Annotated in this window: 17 protein-coding genes; 4 read left to right on the plus strand and 13 right to left on the minus strand. The window is 49.1% G+C overall.

Annotated elements, in window-relative coordinates:
* The first annotated feature begins 125 nt into the window (after positions 1-125).
* A complete protein-coding gene (locus Enr17x_RS01230; protein ID WP_145305436.1) occupies positions 126-452 on the plus strand; it encodes a branched-chain amino acid aminotransferase in 327 nt (108 codons plus the stop codon).
* 138 nt (positions 453-590) lie between these two features.
* Here Enr17x_RS01230 and fliS read toward each other — a convergent pair whose 3' ends face one another.
* From fliS to Enr17x_RS01265, 7 genes are all read right to left on the minus strand, one after another.
* Positions 591-1,070: a flagellar export chaperone FliS gene (fliS, locus tag Enr17x_RS01235; RefSeq protein WP_145305437.1), complete on the minus strand. Its 480-nt coding sequence runs from the start codon at positions 1,068-1,070 to the stop codon at positions 591-593.
* A 48-nt stretch (positions 1,071-1,118) separates the two neighbouring features.
* On the minus strand, positions 1,119-3,851 hold the full coding sequence (gene fliD, locus Enr17x_RS01240; protein WP_145305438.1) for a flagellar filament capping protein FliD: 2,733 nt from the start codon (positions 3,849-3,851) through the stop codon (positions 1,119-1,121).
* A 296-nt stretch (positions 3,852-4,147) separates the two neighbouring features.
* Entirely contained in the window at positions 4,148-4,930 is a 783-nt protein-coding gene (locus tag Enr17x_RS01245) for a class I SAM-dependent methyltransferase (RefSeq protein WP_145305439.1), read from the minus strand.
* 67 nt (positions 4,931-4,997) lie between these two features.
* Positions 4,998-5,849, minus strand: coding sequence for a phytanoyl-CoA dioxygenase family protein (locus Enr17x_RS01250; protein ID WP_145305440.1), 852 nt, complete (start codon positions 5,847-5,849; stop codon positions 4,998-5,000).
* Positions 5,850-5,887: 38 nt separating this feature from the next.
* The gene (locus Enr17x_RS01255) at positions 5,888-6,592 is read right to left on the minus strand and encodes a sulfotransferase domain-containing protein (protein ID WP_145305441.1); all 705 of its coding nucleotides are present in this window, start codon (positions 6,590-6,592) and stop codon (positions 5,888-5,890) included.
* A gap of 72 nt (positions 6,593-6,664) precedes the next feature.
* Entirely contained in the window at positions 6,665-10,867 is a 4,203-nt protein-coding gene (locus Enr17x_RS01260) for a tetratricopeptide repeat protein (RefSeq protein WP_145305442.1), read from the minus strand.
* 303 nt (positions 10,868-11,170) lie between these two features.
* Positions 11,171-12,979 (minus strand): flagellin N-terminal helical domain-containing protein, encoded by a 1,809-nt coding sequence (locus Enr17x_RS01265; RefSeq protein ID WP_145305443.1) that lies wholly within the window; start codon positions 12,977-12,979, stop codon positions 11,171-11,173.
* A gap of 1,374 nt (positions 12,980-14,353) precedes the next feature.
* Between Enr17x_RS01265 and Enr17x_RS29420 the strand changes: the two genes are divergently transcribed.
* Positions 14,354-14,500 carry a hypothetical protein gene (locus tag Enr17x_RS29420; protein ID WP_198000902.1) on the plus strand — a complete coding sequence of 49 codons (147 nt, stop codon included), beginning with the start codon at positions 14,354-14,356 and terminating at the stop codon, positions 14,498-14,500.
* 91 nt (positions 14,501-14,591) lie between these two features.
* On the opposite strand, the gene Enr17x_RS01270 is transcribed toward Enr17x_RS29420, so the two are convergent.
* Both Enr17x_RS01270 and Enr17x_RS01275 read right to left on the minus strand, forming a co-directional pair.
* Positions 14,592-15,737, minus strand: a complete 1,146-nt coding sequence (locus Enr17x_RS01270; RefSeq protein WP_145305444.1) for a cysteine desulfurase family protein — start codon at positions 15,735-15,737, stop codon at positions 14,592-14,594.
* Positions 15,738-15,779: 42 nt separating this feature from the next.
* Positions 15,780-16,853, minus strand: a complete 1,074-nt coding sequence (locus tag Enr17x_RS01275) for an AAA family ATPase (RefSeq protein ID WP_145305445.1) — start codon at positions 16,851-16,853, stop codon at positions 15,780-15,782.
* A 199-nt stretch (positions 16,854-17,052) separates the two neighbouring features.
* Between Enr17x_RS01275 and Enr17x_RS01280 the strand changes: the two genes are divergently transcribed.
* Positions 17,053-17,868 (plus strand): 3'-5' exonuclease, encoded by an 816-nt coding sequence (locus Enr17x_RS01280; protein WP_232100912.1) that lies wholly within the window; start codon positions 17,053-17,055, stop codon positions 17,866-17,868.
* Between the two features lie 13 nt (positions 17,869-17,881).
* On the opposite strand, the gene Enr17x_RS01285 is transcribed toward Enr17x_RS01280, so the two are convergent.
* Complete coding sequence (locus Enr17x_RS01285; protein ID WP_145305446.1) at positions 17,882-19,090, minus strand: hypothetical protein; 1,209 nt, start codon at positions 19,088-19,090, stop codon at positions 17,882-17,884.
* On the opposite strand from Enr17x_RS01285, the gene Enr17x_RS01290 reads away from it, so the two are divergent.
* On the plus strand, positions 19,079-19,264 hold the full coding sequence (locus tag Enr17x_RS01290; protein ID WP_145305447.1) for a hypothetical protein: 186 nt from the start codon (positions 19,079-19,081) through the stop codon (positions 19,262-19,264). The two genes, Enr17x_RS01285 and Enr17x_RS01290, sit on opposite strands and share 12 nt — an antisense overlap.
* A 56-nt stretch (positions 19,265-19,320) precedes the next feature.
* On the opposite strand, the gene Enr17x_RS01295 is transcribed toward Enr17x_RS01290, so the two are convergent.
* The 3 genes from Enr17x_RS01295 to Enr17x_RS01305 all read right to left on the minus strand — a co-directional run bounded on the left by Enr17x_RS01295 (position 19,321) and on the right by Enr17x_RS01305 (position 24,095).
* Positions 19,321-22,476 carry a tetratricopeptide repeat protein gene (locus tag Enr17x_RS01295; protein ID WP_145305448.1) on the minus strand — a complete coding sequence of 1,052 codons (3,156 nt, stop codon included), beginning with the start codon at positions 22,474-22,476 and terminating at the stop codon, positions 19,321-19,323.
* Positions 22,477-22,496: 20 nt separating this feature from the next.
* The gene (locus tag Enr17x_RS01300) at positions 22,497-23,462 is read right to left on the minus strand and encodes an aldose 1-epimerase (RefSeq protein ID WP_145305449.1); all 966 of its coding nucleotides are present in this window, start codon (positions 23,460-23,462) and stop codon (positions 22,497-22,499) included.
* 63 nt (positions 23,463-23,525) lie between these two features.
* Positions 23,526-24,095: a YqgE/AlgH family protein gene (locus tag Enr17x_RS01305; RefSeq protein ID WP_145305450.1), complete on the minus strand. Its 570-nt coding sequence runs from the start codon at positions 24,093-24,095 to the stop codon at positions 23,526-23,528.
* Between the last annotated feature and the right edge of the window lie 25 nt (positions 24,096-24,120).

The raw sequence follows: 24,120 nt of genomic DNA on the forward strand, positions 1-24,120 counted from the left end.
ATCAGCCCCCTACCCGAAACGTGCTTTCTTTCCGATGATGAAAGTCTGCAGGGCTTCACCAACCCTGCAGGCTTTATTAAACCCGAAACAAAAATGAACCAAAACTCTTTCTGGAGACCATCAACATGAAAACCATGCTGATCCAATTGATGAACGAAGAGGCGGGATTTATCGTCTCGTCTGAACTGGTCCTTGTGTCAACGATTGCCGTGTTGGCGATGATTGTTGGACTGAGTGAAGTGGCAAACGGCGTGAATCAGGAACTCGAAGACGTCGGCAGTGCCTTCGGTCGGATTAACCAGAGTTTCTATGTCGCCGGTGCTTCAGGCCATAAAGGCTACACTTATGGCAGCGATTTCCATGACCAGTATGATTTCTGTGACGGAGAGAACGACATCGTCTGCGATCGTTCTCCTGTGCAGGAAGGTCGTCGAGGTGGCCACAACTATTAAGAGTCACAAGTAACACAGCGTTTCCGTAATAGGAAGCAGGCTTGCATCGAGGCGGGAGTCTCCACCTCAGGCACCCTCATCATCGTAAATGGTGAGGGTGCTTTTTTTGTGCGCGGCGATCAATAGAATGTCTGATGATTAAGTCAACCAGGAGCGGCTCTGGTGTGCTTGTTCAGAATGCTCTATATGGTGTGGTCGTTTAAGTGGTTCTTGAGAATGAACCGTTTTTTTTTCCTCAGTTTCCGTTGTAGGTCTCTGGAGCTGTTCGATCAGTTCACACCAGCTTTCCCGGTGAATGCTCAGAACTTTAATGGCGTCATGGATGAAACTGGCTTCCTGCTTCACGTCCGCATGATTCAAATTTTCATACACAAAAACAAACAATGCCTTCAACTGCTCGACTAGTTCGGGTTGTTGAGCAGGATCGAGTCCGCCAATCAGCTCAGCCACCAGATCGCGGCTTTTGTCCAAGGCAAAGTGGGCCTGTTCAAAATTTTGTTCCTCGGCCGCTTGTGCTGCTTTCCGGGCAAAACGAAGTGCGCCATCTACGACCATTAAATGAAGTTGGTGCGGCGTTGCCGTCAAAACCTGATTCTCAATGTAATCTTTTCCGTTCATCTCCTTGAAGGCCCCTCTTTTGGTTTGAATGAATCAATAATGGATGGATTATTTTTTCTTGGATGAGTTGGAACTTATTAACTGCAGACTTTCCAAAGCAGTCTGCTGCGAATTCAACTGATTCACGATCGTTTCCTGAAGTGTAAACTGCTGAATCAACCGTTCGCGGCGGTCCTCCAGGATCCCGTTCAGTTCTTCCACACGTGTATTCAGTGAAAGAGCCGATGCCTGAAGAGAATCAATCTGAGCTTTGAACGAACCCGTGAAGGGATCAGTCATCGCTGTGATCACTTCATCCATCACGACAGCAAAGCCGGTGTTTTCCTGCTGGAAGAATTCTGTGACCGCATTCGGATCATCGAGCAGTATCTGATCCAGAATGTTTTCGTTTAGTTTTAACTTTCCGTTCTCACTAAACTGCACTCCTAATTCAGACATGCTTTTGATGGAATTGTTGCTGACAGAAAGTTTCTTTGTCAGCAAACCTTCCAGGCGGGAAACCGTCGTCAAGACGATGCCGTTTCCGTTTAAGATCCCGCGCTCGTTCGTGTCGGAATTAAAACTGGTGAGCGATTCTTTGGCGTCGACAAAATTGTTATAGGCGGAAATAAACGTTTTGACGGCTGTTTTGATGCCGGCGGTGTCACGTGTCACGTTGATTGTGGATGGGGAACTGCCTATGTCCAGCAGATTGATCTCTAATCCTGTAATCGCGTCGTCAAAACTGTTGGTTGCTGAAGTGAGTAAGAACGAGGTCTGTGGGTTACTGCCGATCCGGATTAGTGCGTCTTCCGCATCGACGGAAGTGGCAAAGCCGAAATCATACGAACTTTCCAGAATCAACTCTCCCGAGGCACCGCTTCGAGAAGAGGTGATCGAAAGCCGGGCCGAGTTAAACGCAGTTCCGTCGTCGATGATCGTTGCAGAAGCGACTCCCGTTGCATTGAATTTATCAGCAATGTCCTCCAGTGTGTCTGTTGCTTCCACAGTGATCACGGTCGTCTGGCGGCTGTCGACACCCGTTGCGCTCGAGCCTAAAATCCCCAGGTCAGCGGCAACCGTTCCGCTGGAAACTTCTTCTACTTTGACATCAAAACTGCTGCCACCAGTGCTCTCCACAATAAAGCCATCGCCGGTATCATTCAGTCGGGCATTGATTTGCGCGCCGGCGGTTGTCGCGGCTTCATTGATTTTCGTCAGCACGTCGCCTACGGTTTTGGTGGTTTCCGAATCTGATAAGTTGACATTAAAGCTGGTTCCGTCACGATCGGTAATGCGAATACTGCCAGAGGCAACTGCCTTGCCATTTTTCGCATAGGTCGACAGCGATGTTTCTTCGTTAATGTAACGCAGATCCAGTGAACCGGAGCCGACGGTATGCTTGCCATCTGCCAGCACGGCATCAATTTTCAGAAAGCCGGCGAGGTTCCCCGTGACATCCTGAATTTCAATTGATGTTCCGGATGGAGCAGACAGGTCTTTAATCAGAATGCCCGTTTTGGTGTCATCCAGACTGGCTTCAATCTGGATCGAACCATTGGCATTAATCGTATCGATGACATCGTCCAGCGTTTTGGCGGAGGAAAAATCAATTGTTGCGTTTCCGCCCGCGCCGTCTTCGATATAAACCTGTCCTGCGTTCAGGATCGTTCCACCAGAAGAAACGCCTCCGTTTAAACTTCTGAGTAAGACCGAATTCAATCCCCCCGACAGGGTACCGGTAATGGTGCCGCCGGGTCCTGTGGTTTGAATTCCCAGTTCACGGGCTGCCAGGGAACTGTTCAATGCAGTTACTTCAAACGTGCTCCCACCGGCTGTATTGTCGGTCAGACTCAGTTCCCCGTTTGCGGTAATCGCTGCGGTTACCTTCCCGCCGTTGGCGCCGTTGTTGTTGATCAGGTCAACCACATCGCCGACGGTCTGTGCTGTGTCCAGGTTAATATCAATGGTGGAAGCGTCGGCGACCGTAATCTGAAAGTCATCCGACCCACTCACCGTGGTGATGCCGTTCCCGTCGTTGATTTGTGAGAGATTGAAGTCGCTGGTGACGCGATAGACCGAGTCGCCACTAAAGGTCGAGGCAACGACCGATTTCAAAATGCCCAGATCTGCCGCCGTCTGACCGCCACCGACTTCGCTGACTTTCAGCGTGCCCAGCCCGGTTCCCGTGTCTGTGAAAACCAGGTGGTCGTCTTCAATGCTGGCGACGATCGAAGTGGCACTTTGGTTGATTTCGTCTACCACATCGTCAATCGTGATGGTTTTACTCAGGTCGATCACTTCGGTCAGTCCATCCCGGTCCGTAATCCGGATGCTGCCCCGTTGAACGCCCAGGCCGTCATTCAGCTCTTCCAGCAGCTTGGGTTCATCCAGCTTACCTCCACCCGAAACCGTAATCGTGGTGGCAGTGCCAATGGGGGTTGTGTCAGCATCGGCGAAACCATTCGAAATCACCTGATGATTCGATGTCTTTCGCAGTCCCTGCAGCTGGTAGGTCGCTGCAGTCGCAGTACTGTTGGCAGCCACACTGAACTGGCTGGTGTCCGAGCTAGTGGCTTTGAGTGTTTCAAAGGTACTTTGCTGATTCAGTTTTTGAACGGCGGTATTCAGTGTCAGCAGATTGGCTTCGAGGGTTTTGATCCCCCCTTCGGTCGCTTCAAATGCGGATGCCCGATTTGAGAGGCGCACGAGGGCATTACGTTGGACACCAATAATGGCGTCAACAATTTCCGTAATGTTTAATCCGGTTGCCAGACCGACACCGGAACTGATGCCTGACATTGTACCAAGCCTGTATTAAAGTGACTGAGCAACTGCTCGTTGAACGTACACGGATCATTCCCTGACATTCAGAGTTTGATCAAATACTTTTTAGCCCGACTGATAATCAAATCGATACCATCCTGACTTCGTTTGCCAACCAGTGTCAGCAACAGCCCGCGCAGGATGAACGACTGCATCTCAATATGTATCGGTTAGCGAAAGGTTGCTGCTTGAGTTGAGAGTCTCTGGATTCGTCTCACACAGTAGTTTTTCAGAAGAGTTTGGTGATTATGACGAATATTTCAGATATGTATCTATTCAATTATGGCATACGAAAGCGAGGTGGCAAACGGAAACCGTTTCAAACGCAAGTTCGGTAGTCCCAGCGTTTCCATGGCCGCGAGGGTTTCACCTGGAAATAAATCCATGTTCAGCTCATCAAAGGCTATGATCGCCCCTTTGGGCATGCGGGGAATCAGTAGCTCCAGCGCCACTTTCGTGGGCTCATACAGGTCGGCATCCAGGTGTAATAATGAGACAACCAGATGCTGATTCTGCTCCAGATACGCAGGCAGAGTGACGCTGATATCTCCTTTCACTAACTCAACTTTGGAAATGTGATTCAGATAGCGGGTGGAATCATAAAGAGCAATCGATTTCTCCAGATCTTCCATCGCGTTTTCTTCCGACTTGAATCCGCCCACTTCGAGATGCTCGCTGGTTCCGGTCGTGTCTTTTTCGCTCAGGGAAGGGAAACCCTCAAAGGTATCGAAGCCGATAATTTTCCGCAGATAATTCACGGGTTCCAGAATTGCACTGAAATTGGCCCAGGCCATCAGACTGGCGCCCCGGTGCACCCCCAGTTCCACCACCGAACCGTTTACTTCGAGTTGTTGTTTAAATATTTCATAACGGGCCATTAATTTGGTGATCGATTGGCGCGATACGTATTTGGTGAACGCATCCAGCTTGTTCAAATTTGAGCCAACGCTTGATTCCCAATATTGTTCGACTGTGTTGAGCGCATTTAAGTCATCTGTCGATTGATTCTGCGACTCACCGACGTTGCCTCGAAGCAGGCCTTTTTTTTCTGCCATTTCAAATCAGCTTTTTATGAAGTTTTGTGTGAAAATCTGTCAGGACTCGAGTGGTCTCAACGTGAATTCAGGAAGCGGTACGCTGCATGGCCTGTCTGGCACGCGTGATTTCTTTGATCCGCCAGCCGTCTTTCAGGAATTGCGGATCTCGCAAGTCCCGGTAGCGCAAATTCAGAACAAACCGGACGTAGTTTGATTCATTTTTGCAGGGCGTATGCGGCACCAGGCTATGAAACAGCAGAACATCGCCGACTTCCAGAGCGGTCGGCACGACGCGTTCGAAGTCGTGAACAACATCGGTCGGCAGTGAATGCCATTTGGTAGTGATTCCGTGGTCATGTTCATCATGCGGAATCGGTGCTTTTTGATGTTCGCCCAGTGCAAAGGTTAAGCTGCCGTTGTGGTGATCGGTTTTCTGTAAGGGCGCATACAACGTGATTGTGGAGTGCGGACCTTCATTGTAATACCAGTCCTGGTGCCACGACGCAAGATGCCATTCCGCATGAGGCATACTCATTAAGATGATATAGCGGTCATGGATTGAAATTTCAGGCGAGAGCAGTTGTTCCAGAACGGACATCAGCTTGAGATTGGTTCCCATTGCATGCAGAGAAGGGGCCGCATTCATCGAATCGTACAGAATGCTCTGCGCTCCTGGTGCCTGAGTTTCCAGACGCATCAGGCGGTCGCTGATTTGTGTGATCTCATTCGCATCTTCAGAAACATCACAGCCAAAATGTCGCTCCAGCAGACTGAGACGTCCCGCCAGATCATTTCGAATTGGCAGCAACTCCTCTGGATCGAATAGATTTTTTACCAGCAGCACACCATCGTCCGCATACTGGCTCAGGTGCTGATCGGAAAGTTGAATTCCTTCTGTAGGGCAATTCAAAGTACATAATTGATTGATAGGCAGCATGATTTACCATCCCTGGTACAACGTGTCAGGTTGAGTGTTTATGTGTCGTAGCCAAATTGATCAACGAGTGGTTTAAAGAAACGTGTGACCATCGATTTTTCTGACTGAGTTAGTTGGTTGCGCCACTTACCTACCATCAGGGGCTGCACGAAGGACGATTCCTCGCTGTGTTCTCCATCAATGCGTACCGATTGTGACGCGAATGCATCGCCGCCTGTCGAGGTCGCCGCCGCATACTGGGGCTCAGCCTGCATCGCACGCATTTCGTCGGCGATCGCAGAAACAGCATCCAGCTTTAAGAGAACTCCCAGCTTGGTTGCCATCTGATAAATCAACCCTTCAGCATTATCCGCAAGATGTTCATAGGGGATCACCATAATACCCGGCAGACAGAGAGCATGATGAATTTCCTGGTAAGCGGCGACCGTCTGATCGACGGCTGTCGCGAATGGTGTATCACTGTTTTGCATTTCGGTACAGACCACGTCTCGTGGATCACGGTAATGATAAAACGGTCGAACCGCATCCTGCTGGGCTGCTTCGATTGCCTCTTCAGTCAATAAATGAAACCGCAGAATCATCCGCTCGTTCACATTCATTGTGCCAATAATCTGGTTCAGCTCTTCGAGTGTATGCGCTTCTTCGGACTGGAACGAAAGGTTCTGGCTTTCCCAGATTTTCTTGAATACTTCCTGGGACCAGTCTGTGCCTGAGTTCGGAATTCCGAAATTGAAGATGATCATGTTTACTCCTGTCTGTATTCGTGTTGAGAAGGACCCCGCTTTCGTTTTGCGTCAGCGCGCCTCCACGGTGTGCTATTTGAGATCGGTATCGATCGAATCACGCAGCCTGTCTTTTTGAGTGAGAAATTGAGGGCGGGGCACAGGTGGCTCCGCATGACTCTCTTCATCACGATAAGGGTGTTTGTCCTGGAAATAGTCAATCAGTTGTCCCTGATATTCAATCAGAATGGTTTCATAGGGGATTTGATTGCGTTGAATTTCGAGTACAATGTCGGCGGCCCGCCATTGAGTGGCAATTAAGATGACCTCAACGGGCTCTGTACTTAGTTGATCCCGGAATAGAATTTCCTGACCGGTTCCCGGAACAAATGTGCCGACTTTGTTCATGTCAGAATCGATGACGATGGGAAATCGTTGTTTATCGAGCTGATTCTGGTTGATAAAGGCAGCCGCTTTTCCTGTGCCGCCCCAGATGGCAGTCTGTTTGCCGGATTCCGCCAGTTCTTCAAACTGAACCGCCAGTTGAGCAGCGGACAGTAACGCTTTCTCCTGAAATGCGACGGCCTGACGCGCCAGTTCGACCTGATGTTTTTGTGGCTGAAAACTGGCCATGCCGTAAATGACTTCGCCGTTGTAGCTGGTTTCGATCAAATCAACGGTTGTCGCACAACGGGTCAAAAGTCGTTCCAGAGACCGAGTCGTGAAATGCGAATTGTGTTCATAGAAAAAGTCGACCGTGCGACCAGCGGCCAGAACGCCGTCAATACAGGGCACTTCGATAAAGACCTTCGTTTCACAGTCTGCCACGTTCGCAGCAAACGCGACTTCCTGTGCAAAACCGAGCGGGTTCATCAAGTGTTCAAAGACATGGCGGCTGATGATCAGATCGGGACGAAGTTCCCCCAGATGAGAACCTGGTTCAAACAGCATGGCCCGAGCCTCAATCAGCGCGCCTTCGGTTTCAATTTCCGCGTTCGGGTCGAAGCCGATAAATGTTCCGTTGGGAATTTTTTTGGCCAGTGAACGCAGTAGATGACCTTCACCACAACCAATCTCCACAACCGTTGGGTTTTCGGGCAGAGTCTCTGCGATCAGATCGCAGACTTTTTGCAGATGTTCGGTCCAGATGGCGCCCTTGTTGAACATCAGGTTTGGTTTATCAGAGTAGGGGACCTTGGCATAATCAAAGGCTGCATTCGAAATATGCCCACAGTCAACACATCGCATGAAATCGTGAGGCAGACGCTCCATGGCCTGGGCCTCCTCGCAGCTTTGCGGCCACGCCAGTGTTGTTAAAGGCAGTAATCCCCCATCATAAAACTGGACGGCAATATGATATCCGCAAGCAGGGCAGGTGTAATTCTGCATGGCCGAATTCAGAATTTTGGAGTGATCTTCACTTTTCGTCTTGTTTAATGAAGCATCCATGCTGTCATCCTTGTTTGAGGCAGAACTTGTCTGACTGGTGAGAGATTGTGGAGTTTTTTTTTGCGACTCGATTTTTTGTAAAGCCGACTCGAAGAACGTTTCCATTTCCCGAACGGTGTTGATGTCTTCGAATACGAGGTGGCTCTTAGAAAGAATTTTCAGACGGAGCTGGTCACGGAAATTTTCATCTTCACCGATGCGGCAGACCAGATCGACGTATTCATCAATTGACGAAACGACGCAGTCCAGAATGCCCATTTTTTTATAGACCGCCAGCATGCCACGACCACGCATATACTTCGCCGGTAGAGTGACCACAGGCGTTCCGATTGCCATTGACTGGTATGATGTGTTTCCACCCCCGAAATGCATTGGGTCGAGCATCACATCGGAAATGTAAATCAGATTCAAAAAGTCTGCCGTCGACATTCCGCGTAACCAGAGAATGCGATCAATCACATCCGGGAACGTTTTCTCGAAGCGTGCGGCCAGCAAATCTTTCCATTTGGAATTCTGATCGCGAATCATGACAATCCGGGCCTGTGGGTCTTTCCGTAGAATTCCCGCCAGAACCTGATCAAATTCAGGGTGAATTTTAAACAGCGTCTGGGGACAGGCATAAACATGTTCGTCATCACTAAGTCCGAAGGCGGCTCGGTTTTTGATCCTTTCAGGCAATCTGGGACGATAATAGTAGGACGGTAAGGCATCCAGTTGAACCAGTTGCTCTGAGTAATGTTCTTCGGCGTCTTCCGGCTCGATCAGTTTGCTGGAGATAAAGTAATCGATGGTTTTCAAACCGGTCGTTATCGGGTGTCCCCAAGTTACGCATTGCACAGGCGCATGACGCGTAGTGGCCAGTGAAAAGATGAATGGGTCCATGCCGATATCAGCATAAAACAGGACATCCAGTTCCAGGCTTTGCAGAACTTCATTCGCGCGTCGCAGATCGATTCCCAGAAAAACGTATTCGTCTGAGTTCTTCCGGATCTCCTGGGCGGCGTCGTCATTATATTTTGTAGGAGAGATCGTGATCACATGATACTTTTCCCGGTCAAAGTTCTTGATGATCCCTTTCATCAGCGAACCGATGGTATGATTATAGAACAGACTGGAAATGAAGCCGATGCGGATGCGCCCATCCCGCTCGACAGCAGGTTCTTGCTGATTCCAGGAAAGCGTATTCTTGCATTGGTACAACTCTGCCATGCGTTCGATGATCGGACGGTCGTTATATCCCTGGTAGGCCAGATAGAATGTGCCGGGAGTCAATTTGATCGATGTATCTATTTGCACGTCATCAGCGTGCATCTCTTCGACTTTTTGCATAAACGAAATACGCACATCCTCAATGGCTTCCAGCGAATCCGGAATGGGCGGCAATAAACTCGCTAATGCGAGGCGATATTCCGGCCGAGGCTGTAACTCGTAAGCTTTTGCCAATGCCTCTTTCGCATCCTGAAACTGGCCCATGCCGTGATAGATGGAAGCCAGATTGCTGTATGTCTGGAAATAGGTATCGTCCAGCTCGGCAGCACGCAAAAAACTTTTGAGGGCTTTTTTGGTCTGTTGTTTTCGGTTTTGAACATGGCCTCGATAATTCCAGAGCACCACATTTTCCGGGTGGTATTCGAGTGCCTCATCGACGTGCTTCTCGACTTCCTTATCTCGCAATTGACGAGAATAGAGGTCGATTAAATGGAGCCGCGATTCCAGATGATCTGGTTCAAGCACCACCAGTGATTCAAAATAGCCGACCGCTGAACCGATTTTTCTCTGCTGCACTCGAATCGAGCCCATGCCGTACAGGGATGCTGTATTTGTCGGGTCGCTTTGATACAGACTCTGAAAGATTTCATAGGCATATTCCAGATCACCCAGGGACGCTACCAGAGAACCCAGATGAAAGGCAGCGCCGGGATGGTTCGGCTGCTTATCCAGAATTTTGCGAAACGTGGACATTGCCTGAGGAATCTCGTTTGATTCTTCTTCTGCCTTACCCAGGTGAAATAAGATTTCACAATTATCGGGCGCCCGCTTTAACGCATCGCGAAAACATTTAATCGCGGTATCAAAGTTATCCAGCTCGGTGTAAACAATGCCCAGGTTATTCAAAATCTCCCAACAATCAGGCTGGAGTACCGCTGCTCTTCTGAGAATCGTGATTGCTTCTTCGTATTTTTCCTGTGATGACAAAAATACAGCATAATTTTTCATCGTATCGAGATGGTTGGGGGCCAGCCTCAGTGCCTGTTGATAGGACGTTTCTGCTGACTCGGGAGCTTCTGATTTTGCGAGTGCATTTGCCAGATTGAAATGCGCAGTATGAACCTTAGGGGCCAGCTTTACGACTTGCCGGCAAAGGGAGATCGCCTCTTCATTCTCTTCTGCTTCCATTAAGAGATTTCCGAGATTAATCAGCGCATCAATGTAGTCCGGTTTGAGTTGAATGGCTTTGCGGTAGGCTTTAATCGCTTCCGGTTTTTTTCCGGTTGCGGTAAGAGTGATTGCCAAATTGAGCATGAATGCCGGGTTTTGAGGCTCGAGTTCGAGCGCGCGGTCATAATTCGTAAGCGCGTCCTGATATCGCCCCAGGCCTTTATAGGCCGCTCCGCGATTGGAAAAAAATGAGCCGATTCCATCATTCTGACAGATGGCGCGCGTAATAAAGTCGATGGCTTTTTCGTATTGCTTTAAATGCAGATACACCACGCCCAGTAAGTGCAGGGCATCAGCTTGAGTCGGATCGTGACTCAGCACTTCCCGGTATAGTTCTTCTGCTAACGGCAGATTTCCCGCCTGATGCTGTTGAACCGCTGTTGCCAAAAGTTCCTGTGGTGAAGGCATAGAATCTTCTTTGAATAACAGTACGGATTGTATATTTTTCAATGCGAGCTGTTGAAACCTGTCCAGGTTGGACCGCCAGCTAGACTTTTCCGGTTATTCTGTTTGTATCGGCTGCGACGGGGGGAGAGATAAGTGGTTTCTTGAGTCAGGGTAAAATCAGGCTTAAACGAGGTGTTTGACTCAATTGCTCTTGGGGAGATAGGAAGAACAGCAGGTATAAATAAAAAACACTACCCATCGAATGATGAGTAGTGTTTTGTAAAATGAACTTATTTGTCAGTCGGTTACAGACTCTCTCAAGAATTATCCTAAGAGACTCAATACCTGCTGTGGGTTCTGGTTGGCAATCGAGAGTACCGAAATACCAGCCTGATTCAAAATCTGAGCTTTCGTCAGATTCGCGGTTTCGACAGCGAAGTCGGTATCCACGATCTGGCTACGAGCTTCAGAAATGTTTTCCAAAGCAACACCCAGTGAGGAGACGTTGGTCTCGATCACGTTCTTTTGAATCGCACCCAGTCGACCGCGAAGCGTTGAAACACGGTTAACCGCTTCTTCGATGATATTCACCAGATCAGAACCGGGAACCGAAGGACCGACGTCAAGCAGACTCTTACCACCGCCTGATCCCAGTTCGAACAGCTTACCGGAAACACCACCCAGACGGGCTGTGTTCACCGCTTCGATTCCGATACCAACCTGACCAGCGGCAGATACGTCCTGACCGATCTGGAACAGCGAACCACCACCGGTAATCGTGATACTGGCGGTATTGTCGACTGTGTTAGCAGCAGATGTGAAGGAGAACGATGCATCCAGCTGTTGCGACCGCAGGTTAGCCTGCAGACCGGAACCCTGGGCAACCTGTCCGTTGATTCGGGCGACAATGTCGGAACCAATATCTCGCTTCAGAGCATTCCCGTCGGTGATGTTATCGACGGTGTCAAATGTACCGGACAGCACGTTGACATCAACGAATTCATCAGCACCAAAGTTGGAAGCGCTGAAGGTCAGATAAGCATTCGTACCACCAGACAGGGCAGCGGCAGCAGCGGCGTCGACGACACCAGTACCATCACCTTCCACGGCTGATGAGACCAGAGAGTTGGTATCACCATTACCATCCAGTAATGCTTTGATGGATGTCGCATTCGATGTAATCGTACCAGTACCGTTTGTTGCCAGGCTGACAATGATGTTAATATCGGTATTCGTATTGTTGAATGTGATATTTGCTGTAGCACTGTTGGCAGAGGGGTCAACAAACGAAACTCGAATGTTTTGACCCGTGTCACCTAAGACACTATCAGATGTTCGAGCATCGGTAAAGGTGATATCTGAGTTCGCAGCAGCACTATTGACAAGCAGGTTGCTGGCCACTTTATTTGTTTTTGTCGCTGTGACGCCAGTAATGTCGGTCACGCCGTTGACAGCGTCACGCACGTTGTCCAGCGAGCTGGAAGCACCCAGGAACAATACCTGACTACCACTGGCTCCACCGACTTCAATTGTTGTGGCTGCTGCCAGACCACCGTCAACAGCACTGTAGTCCAAACTGGCCTGTGTTGCAGCGGTAACAATTGTGGCATCCAGTGTGATCGTGCTGCTGGAACCAAATACTGCTTCGTTAACCTGGAAGTCAGAAAGTTTGGCAGAGTCGGTAGCAGAAGCCTGGGTTCGGAATGCTTTACTACCGTCGATCAGTTTATCACCGGCGAATGATGTGTTAGCAGAAATACGGTTGATTGCAGATAAAGCAGTATCAATCTGCAATTGATTCGCCGCAATTTCGTCTTGAGACAAAGCACCTTCGTTCAAACCTTCCTGAACCAGACCTCGGACCTGATTCAACAGGTTGGTGACTTCACCCAAAGCCGAGTCAGCAGTCGCGATTACGTTGCTGGCACGGTTACTGTTTTTGATTGATTGCTCAATCGCTGATACCTGAGATCGCAGAGTTTCACTGGCGATCAAACCTGACGGATTGTCTTTACCGGAGTTGATCTTCAAACCAGTTGACAACCGAGTCAGTGAGGTATCCAAAAGATTTGTAGACTTATTTAAACTACGCAAACCTCTAATCGAGGCAACGTTAGTATTAATTCGTGTCATGGCAAACAGCCTTTCTCACTTGTAATTAAAGCTTCCCAAGGGATTTACTGGGTTTAGCTACTTTATGATTTAGGTTCTCGAGTGATGCTGAAACCACTCGTAGACATTAGTTTTCGTTCCTGTCAAATCCAAAATGCCAATCATTGTTATACATTTTGACAGGATTTCTCGAACTGATGTGGCTTATCTTTCCATAACAAAACCATTCCAGATTCAGATCACGCTGTGGATTACGCAGAGGGAAGCTGCGCAACCACACTCCTTTGATATCGGAATGTTACTTTGGGTAAATTAGGTGTCTCTGGTGTTTTTTTGAAAATAAACCGATCTCTCTGTCATCACACACTGGAAAGGACTAGTCGTGACTGTTATCCCGTCCTTCATCAAAATGTCGGCTGTAACTCCCCTAGCGTAAGAGAGGAAATTTGCGATCATGACACGCAAAAGGATATCAATATTAAAGCAGGCGTCATGATCGCTACGCCTTGCCTAATCGGACCTTGCCTTGGCTTTGAAATGGGTAGAGGCGTCATAATCCGCGCTGTTTGACCGTCACGTTGAATGTCTCAAACCGTTTCAGGATTGAGATTCAGTAATCAGACTGTTTCTGTCCTGAGGAACCGAGTAACGGCAGTCTTATAGAAATATCACGAGCAGATTCAAGAGAGTTCGTACACCCCCCCCTCTGTCCCATATTCTTGGTAACCGGTTTCCGATTTCCAGGTAGTCAAACCGGCAGGTCAAACTCCACCAATCCATCCATAAAACTGACATGGTTTCAGTAACGAGGAAATGGCTGCGTGCTTTGGTGTGCCCTGTTCGCAAGAGATCATCGCAAACAGAAATCCATATACATCAAAGCCCAGACAGTCAGTGGAAACTGTGGCGTGCAATTTGTACCTGCTATTGCAGAGTTATTGATTATGCGGGTTAATAACAATTGTTCTGATGAATGCAGGTCGTAACAAATGAACTTAGTCTGTAGTGCCTCTCGCGAAATTCGTGCAAAAAGTCGCCGCATCTCACTCAAGATCACTGATCGGCAATGACGATCCATTTTTCATATCTTGCCAAAAGCGAACAGGCAACAGCAGGTGGTTGAATAAATAGACAATTGATGTCGCTCACAGTTGATGGAATAATTTTAAACAATCATAGTTCACCTGCGCTGATCAAGTTCACTTTCAAGATGTATTCATCCTAAGAAGACCACTTTAACGAATCGCACACCTTAGGGAGCAGCATCGCATGCCTTTGTGTCCTCAACACACGAGTCATCAGGTTAAGGAAGCCCACGCACGATTAGGAAGATCACTAGTAAAAATTCAAAAGAACCGTCATACATCAATAGTAGAATCAGAAAATCTGAAAACCATGTTTCGAAACTGGGAAGAAAAATGGATGCATCGCCGCGAGCTCATCGCCAGTCGCATCCAGATGATTGAAACGCAACTCAAAGAACTCGGCGAATCGGACCTGCCTATGCCGCAGTTTACGATTTTTGACGCACCGGGAGAGTAACCCGCCGCGATCTGCCTCGTGGCCTGCTGAAAGAGTGATACAACGCCAAATGCAGTTGTAGTTACCGTATCTCTTCTCGCAGGTTCGGGGTTTAAGACCGCAGTTGGTTGACCACTCTGCTGATACGGCTAATTGCCTCTTCGATTTCCTCGCTCGTATTGAGGAACGACAGGCTCAACCGGACGGCAGAGCGGTAGATGCGCTCTTCGCAGCCCATTGCCAGTAATACAGGAGCCGGGTCTCTTGAACCACTGGCACAGGCACTGCCCAGCGAACACGAAATTCCCGCCAGGTCCAGTGAGATCAATAACGCCTCTCCATCCAGGCCGGGAAAGGAAATGTTAAGCGTATTGGGTAGTCGGTACTGTTGAGATCCATTGATCACAACGGGCTCACATTGTTCAGTGAGTCCCTGTTGCAGTCGGTCTCTCAGTGTCGCGATGTGTTGAGCGCGTTGATCCCTGTCACGAACCGCACATTCGAGCGCCCGCGCCATACCGGCTGCCAGCGCAACTGGTTCGGTGCCCGCGCGTTTGCCGCGTTCCTGATGTCCGCCGGCAATTTGCGGGTGCAATCGTGCGCCTTCTTTCACAATCAGTGCACCCACGCCCCGCGGCCCATGAAATTTATGCGCGGCCAGGCTGACAGCGGTTGCTCCCGAATCCTGAAAGTGAAACGGAATTTTGCCAATCGCCTGCACACAGTCCAGATGCAGGGGGATTCTGTTAGCTTCACAATGTGTTGCGATCGGAGCGATATCCTGGATCACGCCGGTTTCATTATGTGCCAGAACCAGTGTGACCAGTTGAATCCGGTCCCAGGCAAACTGGTTGAGCGATTCGACTTGCAGTCGGCCTTCTGCGTCGAGCGGAATGACCGTTTGTTTGATACCCCGCGCCGCCAGTCTGCGAATGGAATTGACGGTTGCCGGGTGTTCGCCCGCCGGTAATGCAATTTCGCCCGGTGCACCAGTCAGGAATCCTTGAATCGCCAGATTGATGGATTCTGTTCCACCACTGGTAAAAATCACTTCTTGCGGTTTCGCACCCAGCAACGACGCAATCGATTCCCGAGCATCTTCCAGAACACGGCGCGCCTGTCGTCCGTCGGCATGGGCACTTCCAGGGTTTGCATAATGCGTCCGGTACTGCTCCGCCACCAGATCGATAACTTCATCCAGAGGCCGGGTCGTGGAATTATTATCCAGAAAAATACGTTGTGAAGCGGGAACAGACATGACACGTCATTATTTCATAGTGGTCAGCAGAAGCTGTCGTTGTTAACCTTTAACGGCTTCCTGTGCTTGCGCTTTAAGCTGATTCGGGACATGTTCAATCAGCATATCAATAATATCGTCCGGCGCGAGGCCTTTACTATCCGCCTGAAACGTGGTCACGATGCGATGGCGCAAGACGGCATGTGCGACCGACTTGATATCTTCAGTCGAAACATGGAACCGACCTTCCAGAATCGCCCGGGCTTTGGCGCCCAGAATTAAAAACTGACCCGCACGCGGGCCCGCACCCCATGATAAATACTCTTTGATAAACTTGGGGGCCGTCGCTTCCGCCGGTCGTGTTGCGCGAACAAGATCGCGGGCATACACAAACACATGCTCGGCCACAGGCACTTTGCGAACCACTTCCTGCAGTGCCAAAATCTGACGACCTGTCAGTGCAGCTTCCAGGTCAGGTTGATGACTTCCCGTCGTCTGTTTCAGGATCATCAGCTCTTCGGCAGCAGACGGATAGTTGACTACGACATTGAACATGAAACGGTCTAATTGTGCTTCTGGCAGCGGGTAAGTTCCTTCCTGCTCAATCGGGTTCTGAGTCGCCAGAACAAAGAACGGTTCAGGCAGACGGTACGTATTCGATCCGACGGTCACATGCCGTTCCTGCATCGCTTCCAATAACGCAGCTTGGGTTTTGGGAGGCGTCCGGTTGATTTCATCTGCCAATAAGACGTTCGTGAAGAGTGGTCCCTGCATAAACTGAAACGAACGATGGCCCGTTTCCGGGTCATCCTGTAGGACGTCGGTTCCCGTGATATCGGAAGGCATCAGGTCAGGTGTGAATTGAATTCTGCGGAAGGAAAGATGCAGGATCTTCGCAATCGTACTGACCAACAGGGTTTTAGCCAGTCCTGGTACTCCCACCAGCAAACAATGGCCGCGACTGAACAGAGAAATCAAAATTTCATCGACGACTTCCGTCTGTCCGATGATGACCTTACCGATTTCATCTCGCATCAGAAGGTATGCATTAGACAGCCCACGAATGGCCTGGGCTTCCAGATCGCGTTGTGCTTCGTCGTCTTCCTGAACCAACAGTTGATCATCCGGGTTGGTCATATTCACTGTAGCCTTATCAAGAAATTACCAAACTACTATAAATTCTTTTTATCGTTTATACTTGTCAGCAGAACCGAATGGAAGGGGCCATCCCGCATGTCGCAGGGGCTCATCCTCAATTTGCCAGGTTCCCGTTCGTCAGTTAACGTGTTAACTGCTAATATTATCATCACTTACAAGACAAAATGCGAGCGAAAAAGTGTCCCAGTCCCAAGTTGCGTATCTAGTGTTTGACGTGGAAGCGATCGCCGATGGTGACCTGATTTCCCGGGTCCGCTATCCTGGTGAAGAGTTGTCTCCCTCGGCTGCTTTGGAGAAGTACCAGGCGGAACAAATCGAAGCGACGGGGAGTAATTTTATCCCCGCGACCTTTATGCTGCCGATCTCTGTTGCAGTGGCCAAAATCACCGCCGATTATCGACTCCAGGATTTAACGGTCCTCGACGCTCCCGAATATCGTCCGCATTTGATTACACAGAAGTTCTGGCAAGGCTGGTCGCACTACGGTAAGCCGACGTTTGTGACGTTCAATGGACGGGGTTATGATCTGCCGGTCCTGGAATTAGCCGCGTATCGCTATGGGATTTCACTACCAGAGTGGTTCAATATCGAGGCACGCAGCTTTGACCAGTCTCGCAATCGTTATAATACTTCTGCACACCTTGACTTGATGGATCTGTTTTCCAATTTTGGTGCCGGTCGCGTTACCGGTGGCTTGAACCTGCTGGCGAATTTGATTGGCAAACCGGGAAAAACCGGCATCGATGGATCGCAGGTACAGTCCATGTATGACGAGGGAAAAGTCAAAGAGATCAACGACTATTGCCGTTGCGATGTACTGGATACCTATTTCGTTTTTCTCAGGTCGCGCGTGTTAACGGGGCATCTCAGTATTGAAGCCGAACAGGAGATCGTAACCGAAGCCTATCAATACCTGGAGCGAGAATCGGAAGGAAACACCGCCTACCAACATTATCTGGAGCATTGGGGGGACTGGGAGTCGCCTGCAGAGTGAACCACGACAGGTTTTACTCTTTATATTGTACCTGCATGTCCGACAGTAGGAACTGCATGATCTGGTTGCTTCTGATCTCAGTGATTTTGACAGGCAGTGCCTGATTGCTACTGAATTCAATCTCAACTGCTTCCCATTTTCCGCCAGACTGTGGACGTGGTGGGTTGGTGGGGTTCGGTTTGATTTTCAATGTGATGAATCGTGGTGCCGAGGGCGCAGTATCATCGGTCGATAATTCAATGGTAAAAGATTCGATGATAAACGTTTTCTGATCGACGTCGATCAACCAGGGAGGGAGTACGCGCAGAAAAGCAGGCCCGCCAGAAACGAGGGTTCCATCAGGCCTGCTATATAGTTTTGCTGGAACCTCAGAAGGCCGACCATCTCCACCTTTGAAAATCCTCGCGCCATTACCTAAAAGAATCGAGTCGATCCGCTGAGATTCCGTAATCCAGCGTGAGACCAGTTTTTCGATTTCCTGCAGTTCTGCTTCATTTTTACTTTCTGAACTGGTCTTGGAAAACGAGACGCGCTTGATTGGACTTGTTGCTAAAGCTGGACGCGGTTCCGTTTCACTTTGAGGAAAAACAGCCTTCATGACCTTGCGTGATACAAACTGGGGCGCGTCATCTGTTTTCACGGTAAGGTTCGTTGCCGGTACTTTTAAAGCCGTCAGTTCAATTGAGCCAAACTCCAGTTTTTGTCTGGAGGGATCTGACAGGAACATCAACGATTCCGGCAGCATTGATTGCGGATTGATGTGCAATTCGAATGGGCGACAGAGATGACGCGTCAGCGCGTCTTTGGGTTGACCTCGTAGAACGATGTTCGCTTTGCTTTGTCTTACCACGCGCCACTCGTAATCATTCATTAATGTTTGAGCGGCGACCGGTTGTTGAAATTCGGAAATCAGCGCGAGTTCATGACCGGTGAAATATGTCTGATTTCCTTTTTTGAAGTCTTCTACTTTTGATTGCGGAGTCACCGGTGACAAAAAACGGGATGCCGATGCCCAGCGTTTCAAGATGACTTCAGACGCAATTGGTACAGGTTTGAAAGGCAGGGTGCCCTCAAAAAATTGATCGTACTCATCCGCCGTCTTCGATGTTTTTTGCTGAGTGGGACGGAGTTGTTGACGGGGTCGTTCATCTGCCCGAAGAACCTGGCTGCTGAATAAGGTTAGGCCCATCAGGGTACAAGCGAAAATTTGATGACGACGCATCGTGAGACTCACTATGAACAGGGAGGCGAATGGAACTTCGCGAAAGAAGTGGAAACGATCGAAAGGAAGACTGGCAGGAAGTGCCGGGAATGTAGCAGAAAACCGAAAACAGGAAAACGGCAATATTTCTACAGCAATACCAACGCCGCAAACACAGGAGTCGCTTCACGATAACCCTAGAAAATTCAGCAGGTTAAGGCAGGTCTCATCCTCTGGAGTGTGGTTGACTTCTAAGGTTTGGCTTTCGCAGGACCTTTTTTGATTCGTTCCACCAATGATTTGAATGCAGGAAGCTCTTGTAATTCAGCGAGGTCAGGATCTTTTTGTATCCACTCCACATCGGTGAACCCCTGTTGGTATGAGTTGGTCAAATACTGGATCGCTTTGTCCTGATACGCTTTCCTTTTTTTCTGTAGCTCAGGGGTTTGGGGCTGATCTTTCAAATTGAACAACACACGGCCAAAGACACAGGCGGTATTGTATTGAAACAGATCGTTGCGAGTGAATTGCTTCGCACGCTCCTCAACAAAGGCAATCGCTTTCTCTTCTTCTTTGTTGTAAACCATGCAGAGCGCCAGGCCGGTAATCGCCTGCGAACTTTGCTTATTCAACTCAAATGCTTTTTGAAAATCTTTCTGCGCCGCCTTCCAGTCGGTCTTCAGCAAATGAGTATGACCGCGTCCCGTGTAGGCTTCATAATTGGTTTTATCCTGGAGCATAAACTGGTCATAGACCTGGATTGCTTCATCCCAGCGTTCCTGATCGTTGTAAATTTTTGCTTTGATGAAGTAGGGGGAAAAATATTTGGGATTGAGCTCAATCGCTGCATCGCAGGATTTGATGGCCTTGTCGAATTGACGCAATTGAGAATAACGCGATGCAAGTAAGGTGTGAGGGAAAGGATTTCGGGGATCAATGTCGACCGCTTTCTGGAATTGTTCCATCGAGGCGATCGTTTGAGACTGTTTCCCGAAAATCAATCCTTTCGCCACATATAACCGAGGTTCCTTATCATCAATTTTAAGACCCTGGTCGGCGTACTGGAGCGCTTCTTCATATTGCTGCAGTTCTGTCTTGGCATTCACAATTCTCAGATAGGCGGGTACCAGTTGAGAGTCGATGCTGATTGCCGTCTGGTATTCATCAATCGCATCCTGCCAGTCATTGCTTTTCTCTTTTTTCTCTCCCCGATTAAAATACTGATGGCCGGGGGAATAGCGATAAAGACTGCTCAGAGCAGCATGGGCCGCTTGTTTCCTGGCATCGATCGTTCCCGAGTATCGCGCTTGCATAATGGCTTGCCGTGCTTCCGGGGTACCAATTGAAACCAGCGTAGAATAAATCCTGGACCAGATGGCCTGTTGATCTGTCTTGTGAAGCGTATTCTGCAAAATTGTGACGGCTTCGATTGATGAAGAAGAACGCAGTCCTGAAATGACTCCAGTAATAACCGTTTGATTTTTATCGTTCAGTGCCTGGGCAGCCAGCTTGTAATAGTGAGGTGATTCCATTTTCTGGAGTGCTGACAGAATTAAAACCTTCTCGTTGGAATTCGCCTGGGGATAAAATTTCAGAAACTCCTCATCAACGGTTTGATCCCCAATTGATGCCAGGGTTTTGATCACCATGACGCGCAGGCCCGTCTCAAGCTTCGACTTCTGTAAATGACGAAACAGAAGTGGAATGGCGCGCGCATCTTTCAACCGATCGATAAATGTCAACATTTCCTGCGTGGGGGGCGTTTTTTGTAACTGCATTAAAACGTAGTCAATGGCCAGTGCTTCACTTGCGGAGTCTTTGCGTTTGACCAGCTCCTGGAAAGCGACTTCTCTGAGATTGGCATGGGGAGAACTGAGTGTCTGTGTTAAGACTTCTAACAGTTGCGGATGTCCGTTGAGTACCAGTGCTTTGATTGCCGCTTCGTGCAGACCCAGGTTTTCACTATCAAGGAACTTGTAAATCGCTGCGCCCCATTGCGGTCGCGGACTCTGGGCGATGATACCGATGATGACTTTCTGGGCTTCGGGTGGATGTTGTTGCAGCAGTTTCAGTAGTACCTGCTGACCTTTCGCAAAACGTGATTCCGCCAGGCTGGCGATGGCCATTTCAAATTCGGGGCCGGGATGCATTTGCGCGACTGATTCAAGTCGTTCAAAAACGCGTGGATCACCCAGATATCTCAGGGCGTACAAGGCTGCCAGTTGAACTTCTGCGTTCTGATCTGTGGTCCGTTGCAGAACTAAGGGAACTTCTTCATTTGTCAGTTGCCGGCCTCCACTGATTAAACCTGCGACTTGTACCGCGGGTGAACCTGTGCGGATCTGCTCAGCCACTTGTTCTCGTGGCAGTAGTTTCATAGCACTGTCGAGGGCTGCATGAATCGCAGCTGTTTCTGTTGCATGCGCAAATTGTGTTGCCATGATACTCGGGTAGCGAGGTTTATCATCCTTAAACGCTTTGCCAGCAAGATGCAGTTTGCTGATCATTGTGGGGAACGCGGGAAAACGGCGTTCCACAATCGTATTGGTTCCGATTGATTCTGCTGCGCGGGGCAACCATTCCTTTACTTTTCGTTCAATATTGGGCTCTGCAGCAGGAAAGTAGAGTACATACCGTTTGATATTTTTTGCGGTAAGTAGATCGATTTCATGGACCAGGCTTCCGACATTAATCGAATTCAGTTCTCCCCGAATCGTAAATTCTGCCAGGCACTGATTCGGTCCTATTCGTTGCACGGTATGTTGTAATTTTCCCAGTTCAAAACGGTTCACATTCAAGTGCAACGGCTGACCATTGATCATCGTCTGGATTTGAAATTCCGGAATGCGACCATCTGCTGCTATTTCTGAAAGCACGAGCCAGAGACTGCCCTGTTTGCCGGGGGCGACTTCAACTTCGTCTTCAAATTTTAACCTGTTCAAACTCTGATCGACTTTACCCAGTTGGACACTTTGGTAGCTGAGATTTTTGGGTAATCCAGCGACAGGAAAATTCTGTCCGTCGACGGTTGCTTTAATCTGATTGCGGATCAGTTTGAGCGGACGCTGGCTTTGATTCACGAGGGTCAGGCGCGCCAAAAAAAAATGAGCTTTATTGTCTCTGGGGTTGTTCAGCAGACCTTTTACTGCGTTGTCGATGATCAGGAATGCCTCAGACTCACGGGAGACAGTCGGCTGATGTGCGGGTTGCTGGTTTAATGCTTTCAACCGTTGTTCAATCTCGAGCAACCGTTGCCGGCTTTCGGCATTCGACACGGCGGAACCGGAATCCGTTGCTGGGTCATTCTTTTTCGCGCGCTCTGTCTGCGCTGTCCCAACAGCGGGCCATAACAGGAGCGTCGCTGAAATCAGTGCCGTGATCAGGCAAAGCCCGTTTCGACTTCGCATGCTGTTTCTCCCTATCTTGATTAAACAATCACTTTGCCGGCTCGAATTTCGATCCAGGTTTTGATCTCCGAACCCGGCGGTAGGACCCGCAACCCTGTTTCGGCTTCCTGTCTGGTCAGATTGATGGCATTTGTAACGCAGGTATACGGTTCCAGGCAGACACAATCCCGGTTGTCTGGCGTAAAGACAACCAGTTCTGAGAACAGAGAATCGTAATCCTGAGTTAGCACCAGTCCTGCTTGCTCATCCATGATCAGGCTTTCATATTGATCGGTCTCTTCGGGCATCCCACTTAAGACGTGATCCAGATTCAGTTGATCGAGCCAGGCTCCTTCTCGTAGATCATGCGCTTCCCCGATCGTTTTTTTAACGCCGGTAGGCAGACACTCTTCCAGTACCCACTCTTCTGATGCCGGTGCCTCCACCAGGCAGTGCTTCCGATTGCTCTCTGCAGACAGCGGTGCTTTGAAATAGGGGTGTGTTCCCAGTCCCCAGGGAACAGTAGTCGTGCCCGGATTTCCAACTCGAATGTCAGCCCGCAGTGTGGCTCCTTTGACTTCATATTTGACTTCGATAAAAATATCACCGGGCCAGTATTTCAAACGGTGTTTTCCATCAATGCTCAGTTGAAACTGGGCAATCGCAAACGATTCTTCCTGTGCGATCACACGCCAGGGAAGATCCAGGCAAAACCCATGAATCGCATTTCCTGTTTTATCATGATACGTTTTTTCGGGAGGCAGTTCATAGGTGACTCCTTCCCATTTATACTGTGCGTTTGCAATTCGGTTGGGAAAGGGGAATAAAATGGGGATGCCACTGCTGCTGGGGCGTTGCTTGCCTTGTTCAAATTCCGGGAGCGAGTCGATCACGTCGATACATTGACCATCTACCATGGCCTGAAACTGATAACAGTTAAAGCCGAGCTCCGGTAAAATGTGTGCGAACGAGCCTGTTTCCGGATCGGTAATTTTAAGAGACGTCATATGTATGATTACTTTTCATGTTGCTAAATTTGAGTGCGGTATTAATTTTGCAGTCAGTCGAAATCAGTTCCATTCGGGATGCGCGGTTTCCTCTTGTGGCAGAAAGCGTCGTTCCTCCATCGCGCGTTTCAGTAACACATCCCAGATGTCATAGGCGTCGATTTCAAATATGTCTTCAACCCTGGCGCGTGTGTATAGCCAGTCCATTCGGTTGATTTCCGATTCCATTTGCATTGGTGCCCAGCCTGCACAACCAAAAAATATCCGAAAATCCAGATGGGGATCACCTTCAGAAATCCGCCAGATAACCTGCTCAAAGACTTCCGGGCTGCTTCCCATAAATAAGCCGGGAACGATTGGCTCTTGTGCTTTCTCCAGGTCGCCTGCATTGTGTAAGGCAAACATGCCATTTGGCTCGACGGGACCGCCCATAAAGACCATGTCTTCCAGCTTAGGCAGATCAAAATACTTTGAAAGCGCGTTCGTCACCGAAAATGAAGAAGGACGATTCACAACCAGACCCGTAGCCCCCTGCTCATTGTGGTCCACAATCAGAACAACGGATCGATAAAAATTGAGATCATTTAATTTGCGGGACGCGACTAAAAAGTGCCCCTTTAAAGATTTCAACATAAAGCGATTTCTTCTCCTTGGTTTC

This window comes from Gimesia fumaroli (assembly GCF_007754425.1).
GTDB lineage: Bacteria > Planctomycetota > Planctomycetia > Planctomycetales > Planctomycetaceae > Gimesia > Gimesia fumaroli.